Here is a 25745-nt window from a genome sequence, read left to right on the forward strand (position 1 = left end):
AGGTCTACCTGAGCGGGATGCCGCTGGCGGGCAAGGTGCGGGCGAAATGGGGCGAGGGTCCGAACGCCAGCTGTGAGGCCAGCTACAGCCTGCCGCCGGAAAATCAGAACCAGACGCTGAGCCAGCTCTCCACGGAGTGCCGCTAAGGAAACCATGATGATGAGAAAAACCCTGTATCTGTTGAGCGCCCTCGTCTCGCTGGCGGCCAGCAACGCCGGCGCGGCGGACAGTACCATTACTATCAGCGGCTACGTTCGCGATAACGCCTGCGCCGTGGCGGGTGAATCAAAAGATTTTACCGTCGATCTGATGGATAACGCCGCAAAGCAATTCCATGCGGTTGGGGCAACCACGCCGCTGGTCCCCTTTCGTATTGTGCTGTCGCCCTGCGGTAGCTCGGTTACCGCGGTGAAGGTCGGCTTTGTTGGCGTTGCCGACAGCATCAATAGCGATCTATTAAAGCTCGACGGCGGGGCTTCGGCGGCGGCGGGGATGGGCGTGCAGATCCTTGACGCGCAGCAGACGATGCTGCCGCTCAACGCAGCCTCATCGGCCATTGCCTGGACCACGCTGACGCCCAGCCAGCCCAACACCCTGAACTTTTATGCCCGGCTAATGGCCACCCAGCTACCGGTCACCGCCGGGCACGTTAATGCAACCGCGACCTTCACGCTTGAATTTCAGTAACCGGAGGCTGAAATGAAATGGACTCATGCACCCTGGCTGCTGGCGGTAATGATGGCCTTCGCCAGCGCCCCCCGCGCCGCCGACGTGACTATTACCGTTAACGGCAAAGTGGTGGCTAAACCCTGCACGGTCTCCACCGCTAACGCCACCGTCGATCTCGGCGATCTTTATACCTTTAGCCTGGTCTCCGCCGGCTCTTCCTCACCCTGGCACAGCGTGGCGCTTAACCTCAGCAACTGTCCGGTCGGCACCTCGCGGGTCACCGCCAGCTTTAGCGGCACGGCGGACGCCACCGGCTACTACAAAAACCAGGGTACCGCCGGCAACATCCAGCTTGAGCTGCAGGACAATGGCGGCACCACGCTGAACACCGGCGCGAGAAAAGAGGTCCAGGTGGATGACGCCACCCAGTCCGCCAGCTTCCCGCTACAGGTCAGAGCGCTAACGGTCAACGGCGGCGCTACCCAGGGAACGATTCAGGCGGTGATTAACGTCACCTATACCTACGCCTGAGCCAGGAGAACAGAGTAATGAAAAAGATAATCCCCCTGCTGATGACGCTGCTGCTGGCAGGCTGGTCGTTTAACGCCTGGTCTTTCGCCTGTAAAACCGCGGCGGGCGTGACCATTCCCATCGGCGGCGGCTCGGCGAACGTGTACGTAAACCTTGCGCCGGCGGTCAGCGTCGGGCAGAACCTGGTCGTGGATCTTTCGACACAGATTTTTTGTCATAACGATTTTCCGGAAACCATGACCGATTACGTGACGCTCCAGCGCGGATCGGCCTATGGCGGCGTGCTGTCGAGCTTTTCCGGTACCGTCAGGTATAACGGCACCAGCTACCCGTTCCCCACCACCAGCGAAACGGCGCGGATGACCTACAACTCGATAGTCGATAGACCCTGGCCTACCGTTCTCTATCTGACGCCCGTCAGCAGCGCAGGTGGGGTCGCCATTTCCGCCGGTTCGCTAATCGCTGTCCTGATCCTGCGCCAGACCAATAACAAGGATAACGACGACTTCCAGTTCGTGTGGAACATATACGCCAACAACGATGTCGTGGTGCCAACCGGCGGCTGCGACGTTTCTGCTCGCGATGTGACGGTGACGCTGCCGGAATATCCCGCTTCGGCCGCCATTCCGCTAACGGTTTACTGCGCGCAAAACCAGAACCTGGGCTACTACCTCTCCGGTACTACGGAGAACGCGGCCAATTCGATATTTACCAATACCGCATCGGCCTCTCCGGCCCTGGGGGTTGGCGTTCAGCTGACTCGCAACGGCAGCGTCGTTCCCGCGAATACCACGGTGTCGTTAGGCAACGTGGGAACCTCGGCGGTCAGCCTTGGCTTAACCGCCAACTATGCGCGCACCAGCGGACAGGTGACCGCGGGTAACGTGCAGTCAATTATCGGGGTGACTTTTGTTTACGAATAACCTCCCGGAGAGTGACGGCATCCTGTCGCCCTGTTCGCTGGTCACAGAGGGCCTGGTGCGGTTGATGGAAGACGGGGGCGCCCGGCCCGTGGTGTTAACTTCAGCGTCACCGACGCTGCCCCCTGACGTACGCCGTCTGGTGGTGTTTCTCCCTGAATCTCCTGTTCGGCTACTCTCAACCCTGAAGCGGGCCGCTATGCTGCTGGAACAGTCCGCAACGCCGCTACCGATGCTGTTTTTCAGCCGCAGCCCGGCCAGTTGGCTATGGTCCACCCTGCTACACCAGGTCACAGAGCGGCGTCAGCTTTCCGCGGTGCGGGCGGCCGCCTCCGACCTCCCGGTCCCCTGTCTGGCGGCGCTACTGCGCGACGTCATACCCGAGGGATATCCTTCCCTTGAACAGCTGGCAGATGAAGAAGCGCGGGCATTGGGTAAGCGCCCTGCCGGGCTAACCCGACCGGAGCTGAACGCCATCCTCGGTTTGCTCTGCGGATACCGCGCCAGCGATCAGGCCAAACGCCGCGGCATCAGCCACAAGACGCTCTACAATCAAAGAACCGCAGGATTGAAAAAAATGGTGGAACACCACCCGCAGATGGCCGCCCGCTTTCCCGGCAGCCAGATAAGAGAACAGAAAAGCGAGCCCATCGCCGCCCTTTGCGCTTTCGAGCGTGAATTTGTCCATGCAATCCATAGCCGACAAATTTTCCCGGTTTTCCAGCCCATAACCGATGAACATCGTCAGCTAAGGGGGATGGAGATCCTTGTCCGCTGGCGCCGGAACGGCAGCGTTTTGTTTCCCGCTGATTTTTTACCGCAGCTACGCTCGGAATATGCGTGGCTGGTGCTCACCGCGTTTGTGCTGCAGGAAGCCGTGCAGAATATCAATCTGTACAGTGGTGAATTTTATTTCGCGGTGAATATTCCCGCGGCTGTCGCCAGCAATGAAAACCTGATCCGCATGATGGAAACCGCGCGCCAGCAGCTGCGTCAGCCGCAAATATCGCCGCGGCTGGTGCTGGAGCTTGCCGAAAATGCCGACCTCAGCCGCCACGGGAAAATAGCCGGAAATATGGCCCGGCTACAGCAGCGCGGCTTCCGAGTTATGCTTGATGACTGCTTCTCGCAAAGCAGCGTGCTGTTCCCGGTGCGGGTGTTGACGTTCAGCGCCTACAAGCTGGATATGGGCATCATCAATGATATGCAGCGCGATGCGCACGCCCTGGCGCTGATTAAAAGCCTCATCTACTACTGCCGGCTGATCGGCAGCCGCTGTATTGCCGAAGGCGTAGATAGCCTGGAGAAATTCAACAAACTGAAAGCGCTGGGAGTCGACCATTTTCAGGGAAACGCCATCTCGGCGCCGGTTGGCAGAGAAAACGTGGCGGAGATCATACAGCAACTCTCCGGCGAAGCGTAGTATCCGTCCGGCATCGCAGTGTAGGTAACGCCCGATGAAATACATCGGGCGTTAGCGGCACTTTAGCTCAGCTCCGGCCAGTAATCACGATTGGCCTCGATCAGTTCATCGAGAATAGCTTTCGCAACCGACGCGCTCGGAACCGTTTTGGACAAGGTCAACGCCTGCCAGAGCTTTTGGTAGCTTCCTTCAACCCAGGCGTCGACAACCAGTTTTTCCACCGCGACCTGCTGCTCCATCAGCCCCTTTTGAAACAGCGGTATTTTCCCCATCGCCAGCGGTTCGGGACCGTTAACGCCGACCAGGCAAGGCACTTCAACCATCGCGGTCTCGTCAAAATTCGCGATAGCGCCGTTGTTCTCTACAATCAACAGCATTCTTTCCTGGGTATTAAAGGCGATGGCGCAGGCGAGATCGACAATAAAGGTGGCATGCGCCCCGGCATGGAAATGCGCCGCTTTGGCGCTCCGCCGGGCGACAATGTCTTTCGCCATATCGAATACCTCTTTCTCTCTCCCGGCCATCACCTCATTCGCGCGCGTAAAGTTCGGGTCCGAGTGAGCTACCTCGTAGTCGGCATAAAAATAGTATTTTAGGTAGGTATTGGGCAACGTGTCGGTATCCAGCGCAAAGACGTCCTTCACCTTTTTGAAGGTCTCAATCCAGCTTGGCGCTTTGTGCTGAAAATCCTCTTTCGGACTGCAATACCCCAGCTCAGACACATGCTTTTTTAACGTCGGCATTAAATCATTACCGCCCTTATCGGTAATGCTGGTCCACCAGCCGAAATGGTTGAGGCCGAAATAACGCACGTTCATCTCTTTACGTGATTTCAGACCAAGAATATCGGCGAATAATCCTTCAATTGCCACCGGCATATCGCAGATATTAATAATTTTAGCCGCTGGCCGTAATCGACGAGTGGCCTCGGCAACGATCGCCGCCGGATTGGAATAGTTAAGCATCCACGCGCCGGGGGAGTACGTTTCCATATAGTCAACCAGTTCAAGTACCCCGGCAATGGAACGCATACCATAAGCGATACCGCCAGGGCCACAGGTTTCCTGGCCAATCACGCCATGCTTAAGCGGTATTTTCTCGTCCTTTTCGCGCATCTCATAGAGGCCGACGCGAATATGGGCCATCACAAAATCAACGCCGGTAAAAGCTTCCTGCGGATCGGTGGTGTAGCTAAAAGCCACTTGCGGATAACGTTCAGCCACCAGAATCGCGCAGGCTTCACCGATCACGCGCTGGCGATCGTGATGATTATCATAGAGACGAATTTCGCTCAGCGGAAATCTGTCCATATTTTCCAGCAGCATCATAATAATCCCTGGAGTATAAGTACTGCCGCCGCCAGCTATCGTAACAACAAATTTATTTTGCATCTTCCACCTCATTATTCATGTACATCTAAATAGCGATCCACAGCATTACGGATTTTATTCACCCCTAAACCATAAATAACCTGAACGTGATTACCTTTGATAATGACGCTGGTACCGCCGCTGGTTTTCAGAATATGTTCCTGAATTAATGCCGGGTCCCGCACGTCAACCCGAAGTCGGGTAAAACAATTGCCGACAGAACACACATTGTCTTTCCCGCCAAGCCCCAGAATGACCTGTTCACCGGAAGCCTTAGCTGGGACGCTTGCGCTCGCCGCTCGGCTTAGCGCCTCATCCTGTTGTTCCTGGCCTGGCGTGCGCATCCTGAAACGCAGAATCAGGAATTTACCGATAAAATACATCGCCGCTGTTTCCGCTAACCCCAGGGCGACAAAAACAGGCCAGCGCGTCAGATGGGCTCCCGCCGGTATGTTATAAACAATAAAATCGATAATGCCGTTGGTTGCGCAGACCCGAACATCGAGTAGCCACGCCAGCATCTGGAAAAAGCCATCCACTAACGAATAAACCAGCCATAACACCGGTGCGGTGAAGATAAATAAAAACTCAAAAGGTTCGGTTATCCCGACGAGGAAGGAGGTCACAATCAGCGGGATAAGCGTGACTTTCAACTTTTGTTTATTTTCAGGTTTCGCCGTCTTATAAAAGGCCAGGGCCATTCCGGCCGTGCCAAACATTTTGACCATTCCATAGGTCAGGAATCGCGCCGAGTCGCTTAACGCTCCCCCGGTGTTATCGGCAATTTCAGCGAGGAAAATGGGCTTTGCCCCGACTATCGTCTGCCCATCAATTAACAGCTGTCCGCCAATAGAGGTAAAAACGAAGGGTGACCAAATGAGATGATGTAAACCGGTCGGGATAAGAAAACGATTGAGAAAACCATACAGAAAAACGCCGGCGGCGCCGAAAGTTTTCATGACGCCGGTCAGCGCCGATATACCGTGTTCAACAATTGGCCAGAAATAGACCGTGGCGATGGCAAACACGCCGACCAGCGGGATCATTACGATCAGAACCAGCTTGCTGTTGCCATAAATTGAGAATGCGCCGCGAAACTCGATATCGACAAAGCGGTTATGAATGAAAGCCACCGCGCAGCCCAGAATGATGCCAAGAAACACGCCCATATCGATGACCTGGAAACCGAAAATAAAGGTTTGCCCGCTGCCGTAAAGCTGCGCGTTGCTGCTCCCCTCAACAAGCCGCCTGGTCAGAGTAAGCCAGCTATTGTTGGCCGCCAGGTACATAAACCAGGTCATTGCGGCGACAAACGCGGCTTCCGCTTTGCGAGTTTTTGCCAGCCCGCTCGCCAGACCGAGGCAAAAGAAGAAGCCAAGATTGTTCATGATTGCCCAGAGCATACTGGAAGCATATTTCCCCAGCAGGAAAAGCGAGCTGTCTTCTGCCACCCATAATTTATTGGTGGTCATACTGAGCAACGCAATCAACAGACCCACAACCGGCAGATATAAAACCGGCCCAATCATCGCCCTGGAAAAATCTTGTAATTTTTTTACCCCGATCATCCTCTTCCCCTCTCCTGCTTATCGACTGCCAGCGCTCAGAACTTGCGAATCAGCCTATGCGCCAGAGGGGATTAATCAGAGGAGATAAAGTGTCATCTGTGATGAAAGTCATATATCTTCGGAAGTAATAGATATATAAATAAAAACAAATAACTAGATGACCAGTTTATGAACACCTTGCAAATGAAAATATTTAATCTAAAAATCATATAGTTACATTTATTCGCCAACAATTCACTTCGCCATGAGACATCTATAAGTGATATACAAATCCATTGCCGAACGGCTGAAAAATCGCATCAACAGCGATGAGTTTGAAGTCGGAGATGCGTTACCGAGCGAGAAAGCGTTAGCCAGCGAGCTACAGGTATCAGTGATGACCATCCGCAAAGCGCTAACGCTGCTGGAAAGGGAAAAATTGATCGTCAAACGCCACGGCAGCGGTTCATACGTTGCGCGAAAGAGCAATTATCACGGCGGGGAGCTTGATGGGTTCAACTATCAGATGCATATCGTTGGCGAGACTAACTATCGCAACAAGGTCATCGAGTTCACTATGCTCGATGCGCCTCTGGCCATCGCACAACAGTTAAAAATTGAGCCCGGAGAAAAAGTCTATTATGTCAGGCGCATTCGGATGATTGATGACGTGCCCATTCTGATAGAAAACAGCTATATACCGGTAGCGATTTTCCCATGGCTTAGCATCGGAAATCTGGAAAGGTCAAAATTTAACTACTTTAAGAAGGAGTGCAACATCACCATTCTGGAAAGCCACCGTAGCTATTCCCCGGTTCTGGCCACCCGCGAACAAGCGGAACTCCTGCAGGTTGCGCAAAACAGCCTGCTGCTACGCGTGCAATCGATCAGCTATGCGCAGAATAATCTCATCGTCGATTTATCCGATATTTACCAAAATACCAATAAATACAATGTAAAACATATCACTCGCCGTTGAAGGATAGTTAAGCCCGGAGTTTCGGCTTCTCCAGCGGCGCGTCTCTCAGCCGTGATGCCCGCCAGCAGGTCTGCGGCAAGGTTGCGAAGCGGCAGCTGGCGGTTCGGCTCCGTTACGCTTACCAGCCGCAGACGTTAGTCTCTTCGTCGGACTCGTAGCCGCGCACGATATTAATCAGATCTTTTACCGCATCGGCAGCCGTCTGCGGATCCTGCAATTCAGCCAAAGTTGCAAATTCACTGTCGACCGACACGCCATTATTATTGTTGGTTACCGTTACGATAAATCCCTTATCCCCGGCGTTATCGACTGAGAGATCAGAAATAAGCTCAGCGATGGCCTGCGCTGCGATATCAGGCACGTACAGGGCCATGGGCTTAAGATACACTTTTTCTTTTTTATCTTTATTATTGCCGTTGATTACCGCTAACGCATAACCTTTATTTTCACTGTTCATATTATCCCTCGATAAGAATTTTAGGATCAACGTAAAAGTCGACGTTAAATACGGTGTCTTCCGTTAACGCCTCAATGCAGTGCCATTTTTCGGGTGGGAAAACGCCAAACTCCCCTTCAGCAATGGTCAGGGTTTCGACCGGATCCGGGCTGGTCTCATCAGCGTAGCCCAGATAGCGTATCGCGCCGCGCATCACCGACAGTCGTGGGTAGACGCCCTGCCGGGTGCCCGCGTCCAGATGCCGCTTCCAGATCGACGCTGGCGCCGTCTCTTTTGTCCACAGCGGGGTGCTACGGGTATGCACATAGTGGGTCGGGATGATGATTCGCTGCATGATTCTGCCTCTCTTTACGCCCGCTGCACGGGGCCGAAAACAGGAAAATATGTTGCATATCATATACCCCTTTTAATCACTGAGGGTATTATTTTTTATCAAAATCGGTTCCCCCCTCTATTTCTACCCATTAGGGATTAGACCACTTACTAAAATAAATACGGGCGAATTCAGCTACGCTAAAGTCGCCCGCAAATAAACACAAATGACTTATTTCCCTGCTGAAGTAAGCGGCCCCGGTTTACCGATCAAATAGCCCTGAACCAGATCACAACCTAATTTTCGTAACGACTTCAGCTGTTCTTCCGTTTCGACGCCTTCTGCCACAATTCGCATATGCAGGCTTTTACCCATGCTGATGATCAGGCGCACGATATCCAGATCGTCTTGCTGATGGGGGATATTAATAACAAATGATCGATCGATTTTTATCTTATCAAACGGGAAATAGCTTAAACGCGAGAGCGACGAATAGCCGGTACCAAAGTCGTCAATAGAGATCTGCACGCCAAGCTCACGCAGCTGGCTCAGGATCTCTAACGAGCGGGTATTTTCATTAAATACGTCAGACTCGGTAATTTCCAAATCCAGCCGATACGGATCCAGCCCGGTTGTTCTTAAGATGGTTACCACGGTATCGGTCAGTGAACTGTTCATTAACTGAACCGGCGACACGTTAACCGACACTTTGAGCGGCGACGACCAGCTGGCGGCCGCTTCACAGGCGGTTTTCAATACCCACTCGCCCAACGCATTAATCAGGCCGATTTTCTCCGCCACCGGGATAAATTCCGTCGGCGGAACGCTGCCGCGTAGCGGATGAAACCATCGAACCAGCGCTTCATAGCCGTAGATTTCACCATTCATGGCATCGGCAATCGGCTGATAGTAAACCCTGAACTCCCCTCTCTCGAGCGCCTGCATCAGGTCATCTTCGAAAGATTTATTCTCCTGCTGGCGCTGAAGCATACCGGGGCGGAATATCTGGACGTAACCGGAGCCCTCTTTTTTCGCTTCATACAGCGCCAGGTCGGCGCATTTGTATAAATAGTCGGTGCGGCTTTCTCCGTCAGAGATGACAATCCCGATACAGGCGCCGATCTGAATCTGCGAGTCGTAAATCTGATACGGCTGGCTAATCTTTTCCCGGATCACCGTTGCCCGCTCCAGCGCCATCTCTTCGCTAAGATCGTGGGTCACCAGAGCAAATTCGTCTCCCCCCAGCCGGTACAGCGTTTCTGACGTTTTACGAAAAAATGAGAGACGGCTGGCCAAATCCTGCAATAGCTTATCTCCGGCGTCATGACCCTGCGTGTCGTTGACGTCCTTGAAATTATCCAGATCGAACAACATAACCACCGCCGAGCCGTGATAGGGCCGCACCTGGTTAACCACCTCCTGCAGGCGTTGCCAGAAAGAGAGCCGGTTGGGCATCCCGGTCAGCGAATCATGATAGGCATCGTACTGCAGCCGACGGTTTTGCACCTGTAGCTTTTCTTTGGAAGCCTGCAGATCGGTAGCCAGTAATTTCATCCGCACGTGAGCGCGACGCAGGGTGTTATTCTGCTTCAGCATCAACATCCCGAGCGTGATACAGAGAATAATCAGCAGAATAGAAATGGCCGAATAGATGTAATAGAGGTTCTGTATTTTATCGTGGGTGAGATTAACCAGATTAAAATCCTGGGCGAGAGAGGTGGACGCGAGCGAGGTCAACGGCCCGTCCAGGGTGCTCATCTCTTGTAACATCAGCTTCAGCTGTGCTGTCGTCATGGTATCCAGCTGCTTATCCAGCCGGTCCAGAAGAATAATCAGGCTGTCAACTATCGCCTTACGATGAGGATCTTTGCCGATAAACTTTCCCAAATCACCCTGCTGCAGCAGCGCAATCTGGCTCATCATGATTTCCAGACGCAGACGCACCTCATCGTGGTCGCTTCCCTTTACCTCCAGTCCCATCGCACTCAGTCGCGCCTCAAGACGCATGTACTCGGAGACTATCTGGGAAACGGACCACGAATCAGTATAACGGGTTAATTTTTGCAGCTCACTTTGCCGCTCATGGACCAGATAAGTAATGTAACCGGTCACAATGAAGAGCGACAAAATAATGGCAGTGAGTATTCGATTCAAGATCAAACCCTTACTCAATTATAATCTTCGAAACCTGCCATGCCGAACGGGAATAATAAATCTGATTCTGCAATTCCGGGCTACTGTCGTAGGGATAAACAATAAATAAAGGCCCTTTATCACGAATGCGCATATATTCGCCGTTCATTTTTAAAGCCAAAATTACGGGAAATTTATGAAAGTCATCGATGGGAACAATGGTGGTGTAATCGTTCAGCGCCAGCACCCGCGCCGACTTGCCTTTGGCACCGACTAAATCCATGAGTTTACTGAGGGAAACGCCGTCAAAGCGAACCTTTCCCGAATACCACGGGGTGGTTGTTACGATCGTTTCCATGCCCAGTTTTTCCAGTGCCGCCACATCAAAAACGGCGGTATCACCCTCATTCGTATTAGTAATCAGGCCGGAAATAGTTAAAACGGGTTTACCCACGGGCGCCGGCAGTTTTTCTGCAAAAGCGGAAGGCAAAACCATGACACAAAATAAAGCTGCAAAAATTAAACGCATTTAACTCACCCTTCCGAAATTGGAGACTTGTTAATTGTAAACCATTTAAGTCATTTCTTAAAAGGTGTCCTCAACGGGTACAAAAATTTAAATTAAACACAATAAGCCAAGTCCTAAGCTCGCATTCCGAACGGCCCAGCCGGGCTGCACCCGGCCGGTCAGGCAAACGCTTAATGCCTTTAAACACGCAGAGCAGGTAAAAATCTTTTCACTTGCCCTTCTGCGCGGTAGTCTCAGGACAGGCGCGAATTCGGAAAGCGTCTCATTCCAATAATTAGAAACTCAGCAACAGACAGGACAGGTATGGAATCAACGTTAATTTCTCAGGGCCCCGGCAAGGAGGCATGTTCACTCAACCGCGCCCGCAGAGCGGCCTGGGGCAGCTTCGCCGGGGCCGTGGTCGACTGGTACGACTTTCTGCTCTATGGCATCACCGCCGCGCTGGTATTTAACCGGGAGTTTTTCCCGCAAATCAGCCCGGCAATGGGTACCCTCGCCGCGTTTGCCACCTTCGGCGTCGGCTTCCTCTTTCGCCCGCTGGGCGGCATTATCTTCGGTCATTTCGGCGATCGCCTCGGGCGCAAACGCATGCTGATGATGACGGTGTGGATGATGGGGATCGCTACCGCCTGCATCGGTCTCCTGCCCTCGTTCAACCAGATAGGCTGGTGGGCGCCAGTTCTGCTGGTTCTGCTGCGCGCCGTACAGGGTTTTGCGGTGGGCGGAGAGTGGGGCGGCGCGGCGCTGCTGGCGGTTGAGAGCGCGCCGAAAAATAAGAAAGCGTTCTACAGCAGTGGCGTGCAGGTGGGTTATGGCGTCGGATTGCTGCTCTCTACGGGGCTGGTGTCGCTGATAAGCGCCTGTACCACCGATGCGCAGTTCCTTAGCTGGGGCTGGCGTCTGCCGTTCTTGTTTAGCGTCGTGCTGGTGCTGGCGGCGCTCTGGATCCGCAACGGCATGGCGGAATCTGCCGAATTTGAACAGCAGCAGCGCGAACAGCAGCAACAGCCGCAGAAAAAGCGTCTGCCGGTAGTAGAAGCGCTGTTCCGCCATCCGGGCGCGTTCTTAATGATTATCGGTCTGCGCCTGTGCGAACTGCTGACAATGTATATCGTCACCGCCTTCGCGCTTAACTACTCCACGCAGAATCTCGGCCTGCCGCGCGAGCTGTTTCTTAACATTGGCCTGCTTGTCGGGGCTATCAGCTGTCTGACGATCCCCTGCTTCGCCTGGCTGGCGGACCGCTTTGGCCGACGCCGCGTCTATATCACCGGGGCGCTGATCGGCACCCTCAGCGGCTTCCCGTTCTTTATGGCGCTCGAAAGCCAGTCATACTTCTGGATCCTGTTTTTCGCGCTCATGCTGGCGAATATTGCGCACGATATGGTGGTTTGCGTCCAGCAGCCGATGTTTACCGAAATGTTCGGCGCCAGCTATCGCTACAGCGGGGCCGGAGTGGGATATCAGGTCGCCAGCGTCGTCGGCGGCGGTTTTACGCCGTTTATTGCCGCCGCTCTGGTCACCCTATCCGGAGGCTCCTGGCATAGCGTTGCGATTTATTTGACCGTAGGTTGCCTGCTATCTGCCCTTACGGCGATGCTGATCAAACCTTGTCGCCACGGCGATGAACCGCTTTAAGGAGTTACCATGATTCAGGAGCCCTGCTGGCCGCAGCGCTTTCATCACCAGCAGCTGCCGCTTCACTACTGCGCCGATCCGACGCTTGCCGAGCAGCCGCTGTTTGACCGGGCACGCGACGGGGAAGCGGTGGCCCAGCTCTGGCAGGCCCCGCAGGGATTTGTGGTGCCGGGAAGCTATCGCAAATTTGCCGAACTCCCGGCGGTAAGCGATCAGTTTGCCAGCCGGGGATGGCCGGTCTGGCAGCGCCGCTCCGGCGGCGGCCTGGTCCCGCAGGGGCCGGGAATTGTCAATCTCAGCCTGGCCTGGCCGGTTTATCACTCGCTGGGCGAAGCCGCAGAGCCGATTTATCTTTTCCTCTGCGGCCTGTTGCAGCGTACGCTTTCAACCTTTGGCGTAGCCAGCCACTTTCAGGCGGTCAGCGGTTCATTTTGCGATGGTCGCTATAATCTGGCCTGCGGCGAAGGCGGGCAGGTGCGAAAAATAGCCGGCACGGCCCAGTACTGGCGCCCCATGCCGGCAGGACGGGGCCATGTGGTCCTCGCGCACGCGGTGATCCTGCTGGACGTCGAGCTGCAGGCTGCCCATCGGGCGGCCAATGATTTCGAAGCCCGGCTCGGCAGCGGACGGGTATACCGCGCCGAGAAAACCGTGACGCTTGCCGAACTTGTGACACAACCAGCCGATTTGCTCCCCCGCTTTCGCGAGGCGCTGGTGCAGGAGTTACAGAATATTAGCTGAAGGTCGTCTTCAGATAGCGGCTAAAGGTCTCTACTGCCCGCGATACGCGCGGCGCATAGGGGCGAATAACGTAGAGACTTTCCGCAAACACATCCACCGGCCGCCATTCCGGCAAGAGCTCCTGTACCAGCCCGCGGCCAATCGCCTCCCTGGCGCTAAAATCCGGCAGTAAGGCAATTCCCAGCCCCGCCAGCACCGCATCGCGCAGGGATTCGCTGTTATTGGTGGCGAAGGGTCCCTGCACCTTAACGCTCACCCGCTCATCGTTGCGCTCGAAGGTCCAGTGCGGGCTTTGCGGCCCGCGCGGGTAGGTCAGGCATTGATGCTGACGCAACGCGTCAGGCGAATCGGGGCGACCAAAGCGGCGAATATAGTCCGCCGAGGCGACCACCAGGGTTGCCGTACGGCACAGCGGCCAGGCTACGTGGGTCTCCGGCAGCAGCTCGCGACGACAGTGGCGAATGGCAATATCAAACCCTTCGCTGGCGAGCGACACCAGCCGATCGGTCACCTCCAGCTGCAGATGAAGCTGCGGGTGCTGATGCAGAAAAGGCGTGATGGCCGGAACCAGCTGCTGTCGAGAGAACGCCACCGGCGCGGTAAGGCGCAGCGTTCCGCGCAGCGGGCCGCCCTCATCGTCGCAGGTGCCGGTAAAAATCTCGCGGATCTGCCCAAACGGTTCGTTTAGTTCCGCCACCAGCCGCTGGCCATCTTCGCTTAGGGTCACGCTGCGGGTGGTGCGGTGCACCAGCGTCTTGCCGGTGACTCGCTCCAGTTCGCTTATTTTCTGGCTAATGGCGGACTTGCTGACCGCCAGCTTTTCCGCGGCGCGAGTATAGCTTTTTTGCTCCTCCAGTACCGTCAGCCAGTAGAGGTGGGTCCAGTAAATGTCCGGGCGGATTTCGCTCATCATGATTGTTCACAGAGAAAAACAATGAGTTCAAATATAGCGGTTTTTACCGACTTCAGCACGAGGTAGCATCTCTTTCACCGAGGTAAATCCGACAATAAGGACCATCTGCTATGCCATTACTGACGTTTGATATCATAGAAGGACGCAGCGAAAACGAGATCAAAACCCTGCTGGATGCGGCACATCGCGCCGTTGTGCAGGCGTTCAAGGTACCAGAGCGTGACCGCTACCAGATTGTTCACGAAAACAAAGCTCACCATATGATTATTGAGGATACCGGGCTGGGGCTGACGCGAAGCCGGGACGTAGTGGTGGTGAGGGTTTATACCAGCCCGCGCAGCGAAGCGCAGAAGCAGCTTTTTTATGCCACTCTGCAGGCTGAGCTTAAGGAGCACTGCGGTCTGAGCGGCGAGGATCTCATGATCTCGGTAATCAGCAACCACAAAGGGGACTGGAGTTTTGCTCACGGCGTGGCGCAGTATATTACCGGCGACCTTTAGCCCTGCCGACGATGCGACTGGCGCACGATGGGTTCCCCAGTGCGCCACGTCGCCGTCGGCCCTTCAGCAGCATCAATGAGCCGATTCAACGCCTCTTCCACCAGCCGCTCCCGTCGCTGATCGTAGGTCGTTAGCTGCCATTCCGGCGCCGCCGCCTCATCGATATTATCGAAACCGACAATACCCATCGTTAAATCGCGCTCGCGCAGCGCCTGAAGAGCGCCTATCGCCAGAATATCGTTTTCACAAAACAGGGCATCTACTCTTTCGCCTGCGGGCGTCGCGTCCAGATAGTCACTCATCGCCGCATATCCCCGGGTACGTAAATACTGGCCGGCAACCAGCAGAGTATCAAGCCGGCAGCCTGCCTGCTCCAGCGCCGCTTCGTATCCTTCCATCCTCATTAAATGGTGGGAAGCGGTATCCGGACCCTTCATATAGCCAAAAGTGCGATGCCCCTGCGCCAGTAGCAGTTCAGCAAGCTGCTTTCCGGCAAGCCGACCATCGATATTGACCACCTGGATTTCCGGATGATCGGTATTACGGCCAATCTGCACCAGCGGAACGCGATGAATTTCAGTGGCAATCGCGATAAGTTCCGGTGTCAGCACCGTGGCCATAAACAAGATACCGTCAACCTGGAGCTGGTAAGCCAGCGCCATCGCTGTGCGGGTATTTTCTTCATCGGTGACGTTAATCACCAGCGCCATGTAGCCACGATTCTGCAGCTGGCGAGTCACTTCGTTAAGCAGCAGCACCATGTTGGGATTGCGTAACTCGTCGACCGCCACGCCAATAATATGCGTTTGCTTTTGCGTCAGGCTACGCGCCAGTAAATTTGGTCGATATCCCAGAATATTAGCGGCTTTCATCACCTCTTCCCGGGTTTTGGGCTGGATGGAGGCCCCGGGGGTAAATGCCCGGGAAACCGTCCATTTGGAGACGCCAGCCAGTAACGCAACGTCGCTGGCGGTCGCTTTTTGTCGTTTTGGGGCGCTCATACTCGGTTTTAACGTTCCTGATAAAAAACATCCAATAGAACGTAAAATACAGCAAGATAGAATCCGCTCAACAAAAAACGCGCCGCGTTCTCCCGCCCCCCGGAGGGAAAACGCGGCCCGTTGTCACTGACTTAATGTGGCGTTGAGGGCATCAATCGACGTCCGTAGCCCTGCTTCAACGCTCATCGTCAGGTCCTCCATCTCCAGCGACACATAACCGTTATATCCGGTCATGCGCAGCACCGAGAAGAACTCTTTCCACCACTTCAAATCCTGTCCACAGCCAACCGCCACGTAGTTCCAGGTGCGGGTTTTGGTCTGCGTGACCGGCTGGTATTCCAGTAAGCCGTCGACATCCGCCAGCCCGCGTTCAATACGCGCGTCTTTACCGTGGACGTGATAAATCACCCCTTCAAGCTTACGGGCTGCGGCAATCGGGTCTGCCCCCATGGCGATCAGATGCGACGGATCGAGATTCATGCCGATTATGTCGCCAACCGCATCGCGCAGGCGCAGCAGCGTGCTCGGGTTGTAAACCAGCTGGCTGGGGAATTCCTCGAGAGCAATCTGTTCGATGCCGTGTTCAGCCGCATGGCGGGTAAAAGCCTGCCACCAGGGAATAGCAACCTCGTTCCACTGGTAATCGATCACGCCTGGCATATAGTCCGGCCAGGAAACCGTCGAGGTGATCCAGTTAGGTATTTTATCGTCCGGCCCGCCGCCCGGCAGGCCGCTCATCATGACAATCTTTTTCACCCCCAGCTTTGCCGCCAGCTCGACGGTACGATAGCTGCTGGCGGTATGCTTCTCGCCCAGCGCGCCGGGGGCCAGCGGGTTACCCGAACAGTTCAGCGCAACGATCTCCATTTCGCGCTTTTCCAGTTCTCCGCGAAACGCCGCCAGCGCTGCCGAAGAAGCCAGCAGTTCTTCAGTTTTAACATGTGGACAGGGCGACCAACCGCCTGCGGTCATCTCCACGCCCGTAATGCCGTACTGCTTGACGCGATCGAGCATTTCCGGGAACGCCAGGCCGGCGAGAACATCGGTACAGAGTGCCAGTTTCATATTCTATCCTTCTTAAATGAGTGTCCTTCGAGGATCTGCATAAACGCGTCTTTGCTGTCGGCGCTGGCCAGCAGCGTGGTTTTCACTTCGTCATCAAGCAGGTCTGCCAGATCCGCTATAACATCAATGTGTTCATTATTTTTTGCCGCCACGGCGACCACAAGGAAAGCCACTTTCCCCTCCCCCCAGCCCACGCCATCCGGGAACTGAAACAGCTGGAAACCGGTTTGCCGCACCAGGTCGATCCCCTCTTTGCTACAGTGGGGCATCGCCACTCCCGCCCCGAGCCAGGTAGAGAGCGCCTTTTCGCGATCCACCATCGATTCAAAAAAACCCTCGCTGACGTAGCCGCTGGCCTGCAGGGAATCCGCGGCAATACGCAGCGCCTTTTTCTTTGAATTCGCCCGACAGCCAATAAAAATATCTTCTGGTTTCAGCGTTAACATGCGCCTCTCCCTTCGTTAATGGGTCAGCGGTAGAGCGCCGGACACTCCGGCAGAGAGACCGCGTGCTTTTCGCCATCCTTCAGCGATGCCAGGCCAGCATCGCATACCATCGCCACGACAAATCCGTCCCACGATGATGGCCCGCTCATCTCCGCCCCCAGGTTTACCCGGTCAACGAAATTCTGCACCTCGCGATCGTAGGCGGTGGCGAAACGTTCCATACAGGTTTTGGGGATAGCACGGCTATAACCCTGTGCCGAACGGACGGTGGTGAGAGCCTGTTCGGTCAATGCGCTAATGGCATTTTCGCCAATCACTTCACAGCGAATGTCGTAACCATAATCGCAGTTAACAAACAGCTCATCATCAATACGTACGCCGGATTCGGTTTCAAAAATCACAATCAACGGATCCTGCAGATGCGCGCAGGCTCTGCGCGTTTTCTTCTGTGGTTTATCGACGCGTACCGAAACGATATTTTCGTTAAGCAGATAGCGGATAATATCGATCTCGTGGGTCGCCGAATCGTTAATCGCCATCTCCAGGGTGTAGCTTTCTGGCACGGAGGCGTTGCGATGTGCGCAATGGATGAGCAATATTTCCCCCAGTTCACCGCTATCCAGGGTCGCTTTAAGCTGGTTGTACCCTGGGTCGAAACGGCGCATAAAACCCAGCTGCAGCATACGTTTGCCGTAGGCCACTTCAGCATCAATAATCGCTTTGGCTTCATCCGCGGTTGGGGTCAGCGGCTTTTCGCAAAACACCGGTTTACCTGCCTTGATGGCCGCCAGAATTTGTTCTTTATGTACCGGACCAATAGAACAAATAAAGATCGCATCCACGTCGTCCGATTGAATCATTTCGACCGCATCGTAATAGGGTTGAGCGCCATATTCGCGGGCAATAGTGTCGGTAACATTACGATTGATATCGCAGACGGCGCTGACCCTGGCGTTCTGAATCACCGTCTGAAAACGCTGGAGATGATCGCGCCCAATCATACCTAAACCAATTAAACCGATATTAACTGTCATATATTCCTCCATGTCGCTAAATCAGAATCTGAATTTTTGTTCAATTTGTTCAAGGGTTAAGCCACGGGTTTCCGGCAGGAACTTCACCAGCAGAATCAGCATTATGACGTTGGTTACCGCGAAGAAACCGAAGGTCATTCCGCCGCCGTAGCTGTTGAGTAAAATCGGGAAAATAGACTGAATGATGAAGTCAAATATCCATAAACCGAATACCGCAAAACCCATACCCAGACCGCGCATCCGCAGCGGGTAAATTTCCGCGAGCATCAGCCAGAACACCGGTGCGATCCAACCCTGCATGAAGGTCAGAAACATCAGCATCAAGGCAAGGATGATGTAGCTGGCGCCGGTAAAGTTGGCATGCAAGCCGCTGACGCCATCAACGGTTTCCATATGGAAGAAGAGCTTGAACGAGAGGCCAATCAACACCAGGCTAAGGGTGACGCCGATCTGTCCGGTAAAGAACATTTTCCGTCGGGAATGCCTGCCAATTAACAGCATCCCTAGTAGCGTGGCCAGAATAGACACGACGCCATTAGCCACGGCGCCGGTCACCGCCGCCGCATCGCCAAGTCCGGTGGCTTTCAGCACCGTCGGCGCGTAGTACATAATGGTATTCACGCCGGTTACGCGCGTTGCCAGCACAATCATCAGCCCGATCAAAATCAGCTGCAGCACCCATTTTTTCTTCAGCTCGTCAACAAATCGGCCATGGTTGATGCCAATCTGACTCACCTGCTGGATATCGCGGATCTCCTGCTCCACCTCTTCAGGCCGACGAATCGTTTTCAGCACCGCAACCGCTTTGTCTATTTGCCCCTTACGCACGAAGAAGCGCGGAGACTCCGGCATTACCAGCATTCCAATCCACAGCAGCGCGCCGGGCAGCGCCGGAATAGCCAGCATCAGCCGCCAGTTGTGCGACATGTCGGGATAGAAATTGACGATGGAAGCGTTGACGGAGTAAGCGAGAAACTGCCCGGTGACGATCATCAGTTCGTTGACCGTCACCAGCCGTTCACGCTGCGCGGGCCGCGCCAGCTCTGAAATATAAATCGGCACCGTCACTGACGCACAACCAACCGCCAGGCCGAGGATAAAGCGGGCGATTATCATCGACGACATATCCCACGCGACGGCGGTACCGAGGGCGCCAAAGATAAAAATCACCGCTACCCACAGAATATTTTTCCGCCGCCCCTGGCGGTCGGACAGCCAGCCGCCGCCAACGGAGCCGATTGCCGCGCCGAATAATAAAAACGATGTCACCAGCCCTTCCTGCAGAGGAGTGAGGCCAAGATCGTTCTTCATGAAAATCAGCGCGCCGGAAATAACCCCGGTGTCATAGCCAAAGCACAGCCCACCAATGGTTGAGACGAGGGTTATTAATCTGATTTTCTTATCATTATCTGTTTTACGACTTTCAGTTATCACATGATCGGTCATTTTGTTGTCCTGTCAGGGATGAGCGTTCTATCGTTTTGTTTTTATGAATAAAAAGATCACATTGCCGATGCAGATACGGCAGGTTCTGGCATCAGGAATACATTTGCACCTTTTTTGCACCCGGGTGCATTATTTAACAACTTGTTATACTCTCACGGATTAAAAAATCCATAACAAGTTATTTTGAAATATTCATTTCGTTAAGGGCGTCAACTTTTTGCTCATTGAATGGCCAATTTTGTCGATCGCAGTCACGATCCGCAGAGCTTGTCGCTTTCGGGGGGAGCAAAATGCGTGGTTCAGGCTAATGGCTGGGGAGGAAGGCTATACGAAGGGGAACCCGTGGATTAATCCGCGTTCCCCAGAGAGCCAGGGACGTCAGGATCGCTGGGCGCTGGCGATACGCTGTCTGGCTTTTTGTTCAATATTTTCCAGCAGCTCCTGCACGTCGTCTTCATCAATGTCGAGAAACTGACCGTCCAGCAGGGCCGCATGAATATCTTCGCGCGTCACGGATATGCCCAGCGGCACCGCCTCCGCTTTCGCCTTCACTTCCTCCGCCGCCAGCGGATGCGGGTAGCGCCGTCCGACCAGGTTATTAAAAACAATGGCCAGCATCGCCAGCATCAGTGAGTTGAGTAACACCGGGGTCAGAACAAAGTGATAGCCTTCGCTCTGTATCCCCGCCCCGCCGAGGATCGCCGTTAACGCCACCGCTCCGCCCGGCGGATGCAGGCAGCGCAGGAAATACATGCCGGCGATCGCCAACCCTGCCGCCACGCCGCAGGCCAGGGCCAGGTTCGGGATGGCGATTCCCACGGTCACGCCAATTAGCGCTGAAAGGACATTACCGCCGACTATCGACCACGGCTGGGCCAGTGGACTGCTCGGCACGCCAAACAGCAGCACCGCCGACGCGCCCATCGGGGCGATAAACCAGATATTGACCTCGCCTAATAGCCAGTGGCTAAACATACTGGTGACCGCCAGCCCCGTCCCGGCGCCTATTGACGCCAGAACGATATGTTTTCTGGCGACCGGTAACGCGTGCGGCTTAAGGCGGCCAAGGAAAATGCGGATCCGTGAAAAGAGCGATCCGGGTAAAACGCTTAACATCGTGCAGCTCGCTTACATCATAATAAGAACTTATGTTTCATTTTCTTTTTTTAACCTTGTTTTAACAACCACGCCTTTATCGTGGCTTTTCGTTATTCATTTTGTGAATGTAAAAAAGGCGCGCGCTACGCTAGAATCGCCCTCACGTTTGGGTATCAGTACTCTATGGATTGAAGGTCAAATACGTTGAATAACAAGAAAAAATTAGAGAAAGAAATCGCATGGGCCAGCCAGAATATGCCGCGTACGCTGCGCCAGGTCGCCGCCCTGCCCGACCTCAGCCAGGTTCGTCTGGCCTGCTGTATGCACCTGGATATGAAAATGATCCCACTGGTGCAGGGAATTCTGGAAAAAGGGGCGAAGGTTTTCCTGACCACCTGTAACCCAACCACGGTGCAGGATGATGTGGTCGCCTGGCTGGTGGAGCGCGGCGCTGAGGCTTGCGCATGGCGTGATATGAGCGATGCCGACTGGCAGCAATCGTGGGAAAAAGCGATTGCCTGGCAGCCGACGCATCTGTGCGAAATGGGCGCGGATATAACAACCCTACTGCATCAGCGCGGGGAGTTCGGCAATGTTGTCGCCGGGCTTGAAGCGACAGGCTCTGGCGTTAGCCGCCTCGGCGATATTCGGCCCGGCTATCCGATTTTTAACTGGGATGATTTGCCGGTTAAGGAAGGTCTGCATAACCGTCATATGGTCGGCCTGACCGCGTGGCATACCTTCTTCCAGACGACCCACCTGACCCTGCATGAGAAAAAAGTACTGGTCATCGGCTATGGTCTGGTCGGCCAGGGGGTTGCGGCGGCGGCGAAGGCCTTCGGCGGCCAGGTCATGGTGGCGGAAATCGACCCGGCACGGAGATTACAGGCTGCCTACGACGGCTGGCACGTTGTTGAATTACAGGAGGCGATAGCTTCGGCGAACGTGGTGGCCACGGCTACCGGCGGCAAAAAAGTCGTTAACAGCCAGGCGCTTGATAAATGCAAAGATGGAGTGTTTATCCTCAACGTGGGTCACGTGGCGGAAGAGATTGATTGCGAGTACCTGCGCCAGTTCAGCCATGAAGAGGTCATGCCCTATATCAACGCTTACCGGATGGGCCAGAAAACGATCTATCTGATGGCGAACGGTTCAATGCTCAACCTGACCGCGGGTTTTGGCGATAGCCTGAACGCCTTTGACGTCACCCTGGCGGTGATGGCCAGCGGCATCCAGCATATTGTAACCGACGGCATGACGGCGCCGGCGGACGTTTATCTGCTGCCGCAAAGCGTATGGCAAAAAGCGCTGTAAGCACATGCGCTGAGTAATTTTCCCGGAGGCGGCGCGATGCGCCTGTCCGGGCTACCGGCCCGCAGACTGCTGTTAACCTGTAGCCCGGCTAAGCGCAGCGCGAGCCGGGAAGAAATCATGCCGATCCCTCACCTCAGCACATCCTCCGCAGGCGGCGCGATGCGCCTTGTCCGGGTTACCGGTCCGCAGACTGCTGTTAACCCGTAGCCCGGTCAGCGCAGCGCCACCGGGAAGAAAGCAAACTTACAGCAGGGCCAGCAAAAATATGACTTCACCGAGCTCAATCGCCGCGCCTAAGGTGTCGCCGGTTTGCCCGCCCAGAGTACGCTTTAGCGCCTGGCCTAGCGCCCAGACCAGCACCAGCGTGATAAGCGCTGCGCGCAGACCGTTAACGCCGAGCAGCAGCGTCGCCAGCGCCAGAGCGATCCCCATGGCGATCAGCGTCTGTTGCAGCGAGATTTTACCGATAAACAGATTGCCCAGCCCCTCTTCGCGGGCATAGCGCTGACGGTACATCAGCAGCACCGCCATACCGCGGGCCACGGCGCAGGCGGCCGCCAGGGCGGCAACCGCAGACGTACCGCGCAGCGTGACCTCGCTGACCACCAGCACTTTTGCAATCAGCACAAAAATCAGCGCCAGCCCGCCGTGAGTGCCCAACCGACTGTCGCGCATAATCTCCAGCATCCGCTCGCGGCGGCGGGCAGAGAAAATGCCATCACAGGTATCCGCCAGCCCATCCAGATGGAAGCCGCCGGTCAACAGCGCCAGCGCCAGCACGCCGAGCAGCGCGGCAAGCGGGCCGCCGCACCAGGGCTGGAGCAATATCACGACAACCCCCGCGATCGCTCCCAGCAGCAGGCCAACAAAGGGGAAAGTAACGATACTGCGTTGATATTGTTCAATTTCCAGCCCCTGAGACAAACGCGCCGGGACCGGCAAGCGGCTGATAAACGATAATGCGGCAAAAAATGACTTAATCATGGAAAGATGACTCCTGTCGTTAAACCTTGCGACCAGCGGTTATTCACCGCCGCCGCCGACCGTAACCTGACTTATCTGCGTAGCTGCTGCGTGGACGCTCTTCCAGCCGCCAGTGAGCCAGCCGGGTATCGCGGTGATGTTGAATGCGTGCAGCTATTTGGTTATCGGATATCCGGGAGGTAGCGATATAGATCGCCGAAACGAAAGAGTTGAGTAGAGATTGGGCATCACGGCGTAGGCCGCTAAGCGCGTCGCCGGTCATCAGTATCATCGCGGCGGCACCTGTTGCAGGGACAGCATGAGATAAAACCTTCCGATATCAATATGTTTACGGCGGAAGTATACCAAATTCCTGGGGAAAGGTTCAGCGTTACAGAGGCTGTTTTGCTAAGGAATGCGAGATGACGCAAGAGGAGGAATCACTCCGGCAGCGAGAGCCGCCGGAGCACGCAAACGGGATTACTCGGCAGATTTATCTTCTACTTTCGCTTCGCCCATTGCTTTCAGCTTTTTAGAGATATCGCGACGTTCTTTGGAGATCTCGGCGTTTTTAATGATGTAGTCGTCAACGCGATCTTCGTAATCGCTCTTCATGCTGGCAATGATGCCCTGGATAGCTTCAACGCTCATGCCCGGCTTGATGTAGTCGCTCAGGTTGTCCAGCAGCAGTACGCGCTTCTGGTTATCACGGATCTTTTTCTCAACGTCCTGAATTTCACGCTGCAGTTTATTCTTACGACGATACAGGCGAACAAACTCCAGTACGTCCTGGAAAGAAGGCTTAGTTGTTTCCATTTTTACACCCCTAATATTTGAGATTCGGATTCGCTAAAGCGACTGCTACATAGGGCTAACATAACTGTTAGCAGCCGCTGATGACAATGTTTTTTCCTTTGCCTTTATCATAACCCTAAACGCTGCTGAATCGAAGCAAGCGATGGGCAAACCGCGCGTATCTGGTCTTTATTTACGCAACGCCCGGCAGATTAAATGCGACAGCAGCTCAAGCTGCCGGGCCAGTTCGATGGTTAGCCAGACATAACCATGGATTGGCGTTTCAGAGAAATTGTCGTCCTGCTGCTCTTTGATGAGCTGGCGCAGCTCGGCCACAATTTCGTTGAGCTTTTCATTGTTAGCAAGAATCGGCTGTGGATTGCCCTCATACAATGCATGGGCGATAGTCAGCAACGTCTGCTGGGTCATTTGCTGCGTTTCGCGCAGCGTATGGGCATTCAGCATAACAAAATGGCCGGGACGCGATGCCCAGTAGGCGTTGATTTGCAGCTCCAGCATGCACACCAGATTACGGCTAACGGTCTGGATCGCTTCAAAGATGGCCTTCTGGATATGCGTCTCTTTGCTGGCGGGCGTAATTAATCCGCGCATTTTGACCACATCGTTAAGCACCTTCTGCATATGCTTTTCCAGACGCGGACGCTCGACGAGGTTCGGCGAGAAACCCGCCTGATACAGACGGTTGAAGGCGGTGACGTAGCTGGCCATCTGGATGCGCCAGTGCAGGAAAGCCCGCTGCGGCCAGATACCGGTAAACAGCATAGCCAGCAGGGAGCCAAAGATAACGTCGCCGCTTCGCCATAGCGCGGTCGTCATATCGCCCGGCGGCGCGCCGACCACCACCGCCAGCGTGATGCCGATCAACAGCGCCTGGTAGGGCTTTTTACCCAACGCCAGCCAGCCGCAGAGGAACATCGCCACCGCGCACCACAGCAGCATAATGGGCAGAGAGATAAGTTCCAGCTTGAGCGCCACCAGCCCGAGCGCCGAGCCGAGGATCGTGCCGCCGATACGCTCAAACGCGCGCGGGACGACGTTTCCCCAGAAGGAGATAGGCCCCATCACCACCACCAGGGTGATGAGAGGCCAGGTACCTTCCGGCACGTTAAGCAGGCGCACCAGCACAAAGGTGAGCACAAAGGCCAATGCTATTCGCACGCCATGGACGATGCGGTAATGGCGATACAGCCGAATTTCAAATGGCTTAAGTGATTTATCCGCGCGCACAACCGACTCCGACACAACGAAAAGGGCAATTGTAACTGCTTTTTCGCCGCAAGCATCACGCGAATGTAAGAAACCTTGTCAATTAAAGGGATAAGTTCACTTCACTACGGGTTCAACCGCGATATACATATCAATGTCCCAGTAGCCGTCCTGGTTACCATCGTTAAGGTAGACTTCAAAACAGGGCTTCATCGCCATCTGATGCTCTGTGCTTTGCATCAGACTTTCGAAGAACTGATACCACGGAGTCGCAAAATCGAAATTCTCGACTCTGGCGCGGGCAACGGCATACTCGCCGCCGGCGATTTCGGTCATCATCACGCCTTCACTTCCTTCAGGGATCTGATAGTCTTCCGCCACCGTGACGGCGGTGTCGCAGCGCAGCTTTTCCGCCGGGACTTCGTCTGGATTGTCGTAGTAAACGGCCACCCACTCCTGCGCAGGAACCCGGCTGTTGTCGACCCACATCATCAGCTGTTCAAACCCCTGTTTAACCGTCTGTTCCCAGGGGCCGACCAGATGAAAACCGGCAATTTTCTTCTTGCCTACGGATTTAACGTTATAGTCCATGTTGCCTCCACTGTTGATAAAACACTGTATGTATATACATACAATCTAACAGTACAATCACCCATAGTATGTGCGGTAATTCACAAATCCGCGCGGCAAGAA

Annotated in this window: 28 protein-coding genes; 10 read left to right on the forward strand and 18 right to left on the reverse strand. The window is 54.7% G+C overall.

Features of this window, described 5'->3' with window-relative positions; genetic code table 11:
• The 5 genes from ABLV12_RS23315 to ABLV12_RS23335 form a co-directional block, all read left to right on the forward strand.
• On the forward strand, positions 1-146 hold a 146-nt coding region (locus ABLV12_RS23315), incomplete at its 5' end, for a FimD/PapC C-terminal domain-containing protein (RefSeq protein WP_348867392.1).
• A gap of 13 nt (positions 147-159) precedes the next feature.
• On the forward strand, positions 160-687 hold the full coding sequence (locus ABLV12_RS23320) for a fimbrial protein (RefSeq protein ID WP_024274432.1): 528 nt from the start codon (positions 160-162) through the stop codon (positions 685-687).
• Between the two features lie 12 nt (positions 688-699).
• Positions 700-1200, forward strand: a complete 501-nt coding sequence (locus ABLV12_RS23325; protein ID WP_004103586.1) for a fimbrial protein — start codon at positions 700-702, stop codon at positions 1198-1200.
• 17 nt (positions 1201-1217) lie between these two features.
• Entirely contained in the window at positions 1218-2123 is a 906-nt protein-coding gene (locus ABLV12_RS23330) for a fimbrial protein (protein ID WP_004103588.1), read from the forward strand.
• On the forward strand, positions 2110-3543 hold the full coding sequence (locus tag ABLV12_RS23335; protein WP_348867383.1) for an EAL domain-containing protein: 1434 nt from the start codon (positions 2110-2112) through the stop codon (positions 3541-3543). Before ABLV12_RS23330 ends, ABLV12_RS23335 begins: the two co-directional genes overlap by 14 nt.
• 62 nt (positions 3544-3605) lie before the next feature.
• On the opposite strand, the gene ABLV12_RS23340 is transcribed toward ABLV12_RS23335, so the two are convergent.
• Both ABLV12_RS23340 and ABLV12_RS23345 read right to left on the reverse strand, forming a co-directional pair.
• Positions 3606-4934: a 6-phospho-alpha-glucosidase gene (locus ABLV12_RS23340; RefSeq protein WP_348867384.1), complete on the reverse strand. Its 1329-nt coding sequence runs from the start codon at positions 4932-4934 to the stop codon at positions 3606-3608.
• 11 nt (positions 4935-4945) lie between these two features.
• Complete coding sequence (locus ABLV12_RS23345) at positions 4946-6481, reverse strand: PTS transporter subunit EIIC (protein WP_064370718.1); 1536 nt, start codon at positions 6479-6481, stop codon at positions 4946-4948.
• A 259-nt stretch (positions 6482-6740) separates the two neighbouring features.
• Between ABLV12_RS23345 and ABLV12_RS23350 the strand changes: the two genes are divergently transcribed.
• Positions 6741-7439: a GntR family transcriptional regulator gene (locus tag ABLV12_RS23350; protein ID WP_004103597.1), complete on the forward strand. Its 699-nt coding sequence runs from the start codon at positions 6741-6743 to the stop codon at positions 7437-7439.
• Positions 7440-7557: 118 nt separating this feature from the next.
• On the opposite strand, the gene ABLV12_RS23355 is transcribed toward ABLV12_RS23350, so the two are convergent.
• The 4 genes from ABLV12_RS23355 to ABLV12_RS23370 all read right to left on the reverse strand — a co-directional run bounded on the left by ABLV12_RS23355 (position 7558) and on the right by ABLV12_RS23370 (position 10871).
• Positions 7558-7896 (reverse strand): DUF1869 domain-containing protein, encoded by a 339-nt coding sequence (locus ABLV12_RS23355; RefSeq protein ID WP_004113900.1) that lies wholly within the window; start codon positions 7894-7896, stop codon positions 7558-7560.
• Position 7897: 1 nt separating this feature from the next.
• Positions 7898-8230, reverse strand: a complete 333-nt coding sequence (locus ABLV12_RS23360; protein WP_004103600.1) for a DUF1971 domain-containing protein — start codon at positions 8228-8230, stop codon at positions 7898-7900.
• A gap of 210 nt (positions 8231-8440) precedes the next feature.
• Complete coding sequence (locus ABLV12_RS23365; protein WP_348867385.1) at positions 8441-10363, reverse strand: EAL domain-containing protein; 1923 nt, start codon at positions 10361-10363, stop codon at positions 8441-8443.
• A gap of 10 nt (positions 10364-10373) precedes the next feature.
• Positions 10374-10871, reverse strand: a complete 498-nt coding sequence (locus ABLV12_RS23370; RefSeq protein ID WP_004103602.1) for a molybdopterin-dependent oxidoreductase — start codon at positions 10869-10871, stop codon at positions 10374-10376.
• A 303-nt stretch (positions 10872-11174) separates the two neighbouring features.
• On the opposite strand from ABLV12_RS23370, the gene shiA reads away from it, so the two are divergent.
• A complete protein-coding gene (gene shiA, locus ABLV12_RS23375; RefSeq protein ID WP_004113901.1) occupies positions 11175-12509 on the forward strand; it encodes a shikimate transporter in 1335 nt (444 codons plus the stop codon).
• A gap of 9 nt (positions 12510-12518) precedes the next feature.
• Complete coding sequence (locus ABLV12_RS23380) at positions 12519-13250, forward strand: hypothetical protein (RefSeq protein ID WP_064370720.1); 732 nt, start codon at positions 12519-12521, stop codon at positions 13248-13250.
• Here the strand turns inward: ABLV12_RS23380 and ABLV12_RS23385 are convergent.
• Entirely contained in the window at positions 13243-14160 is a 918-nt protein-coding gene (locus tag ABLV12_RS23385) for a LysR family transcriptional regulator (RefSeq protein WP_016809173.1), read from the reverse strand. The two genes, ABLV12_RS23380 and ABLV12_RS23385, sit on opposite strands and share 8 nt — an antisense overlap.
• Positions 14161-14273: 113 nt before the next feature.
• Between ABLV12_RS23385 and ABLV12_RS23390 the strand changes: the two genes are divergently transcribed.
• The gene (locus tag ABLV12_RS23390; protein WP_064344236.1) at positions 14274-14663 is read left to right on the forward strand and encodes a tautomerase family protein; all 390 of its coding nucleotides are present in this window, start codon (positions 14274-14276) and stop codon (positions 14661-14663) included.
• Here ABLV12_RS23390 and ABLV12_RS23395 read toward each other — a convergent pair.
• The 6 genes from ABLV12_RS23395 to ABLV12_RS23420 all read right to left on the reverse strand — a co-directional run bounded on the left by ABLV12_RS23395 (position 14660) and on the right by ABLV12_RS23420 (position 20771).
• Positions 14660-15664 carry a LacI family DNA-binding transcriptional regulator gene (locus ABLV12_RS23395; RefSeq protein WP_032744789.1) on the reverse strand — a complete coding sequence of 335 codons (1005 nt, stop codon included), beginning with the start codon at positions 15662-15664 and terminating at the stop codon, positions 14660-14662. The genes ABLV12_RS23390 and ABLV12_RS23395 overlap by 4 nt on opposite strands.
• A gap of 123 nt (positions 15665-15787) precedes the next feature.
• Positions 15788-16729, reverse strand: coding sequence for a sugar phosphate isomerase/epimerase (locus tag ABLV12_RS23400; protein WP_233678675.1), 942 nt, complete (start codon positions 16727-16729; stop codon positions 15788-15790).
• Positions 16726-17175 carry a PTS sugar transporter subunit IIA gene (locus ABLV12_RS23405; protein WP_004103610.1) on the reverse strand — a complete coding sequence of 150 codons (450 nt, stop codon included), beginning with the start codon at positions 17173-17175 and terminating at the stop codon, positions 16726-16728. The genes ABLV12_RS23400 and ABLV12_RS23405 overlap by 4 nt, the downstream gene beginning before the upstream one ends.
• 23 nt (positions 17176-17198) lie before the next feature.
• Complete coding sequence (locus tag ABLV12_RS23410) at positions 17199-18209, reverse strand: Gfo/Idh/MocA family oxidoreductase (protein WP_004113905.1); 1011 nt, start codon at positions 18207-18209, stop codon at positions 17199-17201.
• Positions 18210-18230: 21 nt separating this feature from the next.
• Positions 18231-19655: a sugar porter family MFS transporter gene (locus ABLV12_RS23415; protein WP_016809178.1), complete on the reverse strand. Its 1425-nt coding sequence runs from the start codon at positions 19653-19655 to the stop codon at positions 18231-18233.
• 378 nt (positions 19656-20033) lie between these two features.
• Positions 20034-20771 carry an HPP family protein gene (locus ABLV12_RS23420; protein ID WP_004103617.1) on the reverse strand — a complete coding sequence of 246 codons (738 nt, stop codon included), beginning with the start codon at positions 20769-20771 and terminating at the stop codon, positions 20034-20036.
• A 186-nt stretch (positions 20772-20957) separates the two neighbouring features.
• On the opposite strand from ABLV12_RS23420, the gene ABLV12_RS23425 reads away from it, so the two are divergent.
• Entirely contained in the window at positions 20958-22067 is a 1110-nt protein-coding gene (locus tag ABLV12_RS23425) for an adenosylhomocysteinase (RefSeq protein WP_348867386.1), read from the forward strand.
• A 243-nt stretch (positions 22068-22310) separates the two neighbouring features.
• Here ABLV12_RS23425 and cobS read toward each other — a convergent pair whose 3' ends face one another.
• The 5 genes from cobS to sbmC form a co-directional block, all read right to left on the reverse strand.
• Positions 22311-23051: an adenosylcobinamide-GDP ribazoletransferase gene (gene cobS / locus ABLV12_RS23430; protein ID WP_016809180.1), complete on the reverse strand. Its 741-nt coding sequence runs from the start codon at positions 23049-23051 to the stop codon at positions 22311-22313.
• A 43-nt stretch (positions 23052-23094) separates the two neighbouring features.
• Entirely contained in the window at positions 23095-23322 is a 228-nt protein-coding gene (locus ABLV12_RS23435) for a bifunctional adenosylcobinamide kinase/adenosylcobinamide-phosphate guanylyltransferase (RefSeq protein WP_071530297.1), read from the reverse strand.
• Positions 23323-23510: 188 nt separating this feature from the next.
• Complete coding sequence (locus ABLV12_RS23440) at positions 23511-23846, reverse strand: DUF496 family protein (RefSeq protein WP_004103624.1); 336 nt, start codon at positions 23844-23846, stop codon at positions 23511-23513.
• Between the two features lie 168 nt (positions 23847-24014).
• Complete coding sequence (locus ABLV12_RS23445; RefSeq protein ID WP_004103626.1) at positions 24015-25073, reverse strand: FUSC family protein; 1059 nt, start codon at positions 25071-25073, stop codon at positions 24015-24017.
• A gap of 96 nt (positions 25074-25169) precedes the next feature.
• Entirely contained in the window at positions 25170-25643 is a 474-nt protein-coding gene (gene sbmC / locus ABLV12_RS23450; protein WP_016809182.1) for a DNA gyrase inhibitor SbmC, read from the reverse strand.
• Between the last annotated feature and the right edge of the window lie 102 nt (positions 25644-25745).

Source organism: Klebsiella sp. CN_Kp100, assembly GCF_040065315.1.
In the GTDB taxonomy this organism is placed as follows: domain Bacteria; phylum Pseudomonadota; class Gammaproteobacteria; order Enterobacterales; family Enterobacteriaceae; genus Klebsiella; species Klebsiella oxytoca.